The organism is Propioniciclava flava (assembly GCF_004126535.1).
In the GTDB taxonomy this organism is placed as follows: domain Bacteria; phylum Actinomycetota; class Actinomycetes; order Propionibacteriales; family Propionibacteriaceae; genus Propioniciclava; species Propioniciclava flava.
Window position 1 is genome coordinate 1 of sequence record NZ_PPCV01000024.1, and the last position, 1,247, is coordinate 1,247.

Here is a 1,247-nt window from a genome sequence, read left to right on the forward strand (position 1 = left end):
TGGGCTGACCCCGTTTCGTAGGTCCAGTCGTTATGAGAGTCGTCCTGTTGCCCGCGGTCGCGGGCAGGGAGACTGGTCAGATCATGACGAACAGCAGGAAGCGTCACACCCCGGAGCAGGTCGTCCGTAAGCTCGGGCAGGCCGACAGGATGCTCACCGATGGTCAGGACGTCGCGGCGGTGTGCCGGGATCTGGGGGTGTCCGAGCAGACGTACTACCGGTGGCGGAACCAGTACGGCGGCCTCAAGGCCGACGACGCAAAGCGTCTGAAGGAGTTGGAGAAGCAGAACGCGACCCTGAAGCGTCTGCTCGCGGAAGCGGAGCTGGAGAAGGCCGCGCTCAAGGAGCTGGCTGAGGGAAACTTCTAAGCCCGGACAGGCGCCGCGCCGCCGTCGATCACCTCAAGCGCACGTTGCGGGTGAGCGAACGGATGGCGTGCCGTCTGGTCGGGCTGAGCCGCTCCGCGTACCGGCGACCGCTCAAGGGCGACACGGTCACGGACCCGGATCGGGCGCTCAGGGAGTGGCTGCGCGTCTGGGCGAAGGACCATCCCCGCTACGGGTATCGGCGGGCGTATCACGACGCCCGCGCCGAGGGGTGGGTGGTGAACCACAAGAAGATCCAACGCCTGTGGCGTGACGAAGGGCTCCGGGTCCCGCAGCGGCGTCGACGCAAGCGCGTCGGGTCCTCGACCGTCGACGCGCCGACGGCGGACGCGCCGAACGTGGTGTGGGCGGTGGACTTCCAGTTCGACGCCGACGAGCACGGACGATTGATCAAGATCTGCTCGATCGTCGACGAACACACCCGGGAGTGCATCGGAGGCCTCGTGGAGCGCTCGATTACCGCCGACCGACTCACCGCCCACCTCGAGGACCTCGTCGCCGCCCGGGGCGCCCCGGCGGTGCTCAGGTCGGACAACGGGCCGGAGTTCATCAGCGAGGCGATGGCCGACTGGGCCGGCACCCGCACCGGCCTGTCCTACATCCCTCCGGGCTCGCCGTGGCGCAACGGGTACGTCGAGTCGTTCAACAGCCGGATCCGCGACGAGTGCCTCAACATCAACAGCTTCTACTCGCTGCTGCACGCACAGGTCATCATCGGCGACTGGAAGGACGAGTACAACCACCACCGCCGGCACTCCTCGCTCGGCTACCTAACCCCAGCCGAGTACGCTCGGCAGTGCACCCATCAAATGGAAACCGACGACTCACAGAACGTCCGGACCGAATGAAGGGGGCGGCTCA

General features: G+C 67.0%; 1 protein-coding gene. It reads left to right on the plus strand.

Annotated elements, in window-relative coordinates:
* The first annotated feature begins 83 nt into the window (after positions 1 to 83).
* A protein-coding gene (locus tag C1706_RS13875) for an IS3 family transposase (RefSeq protein WP_129459827.1) occupies positions 84 to 1,234 on the plus strand; the annotation gives its coding sequence in 2 pieces (ribosomal slippage) (positions 84 to 354 and positions 354 to 1,234; 1,152 coding nt in all).
* Positions 1,235 to 1,247: the final 13 nt, after the last annotated feature.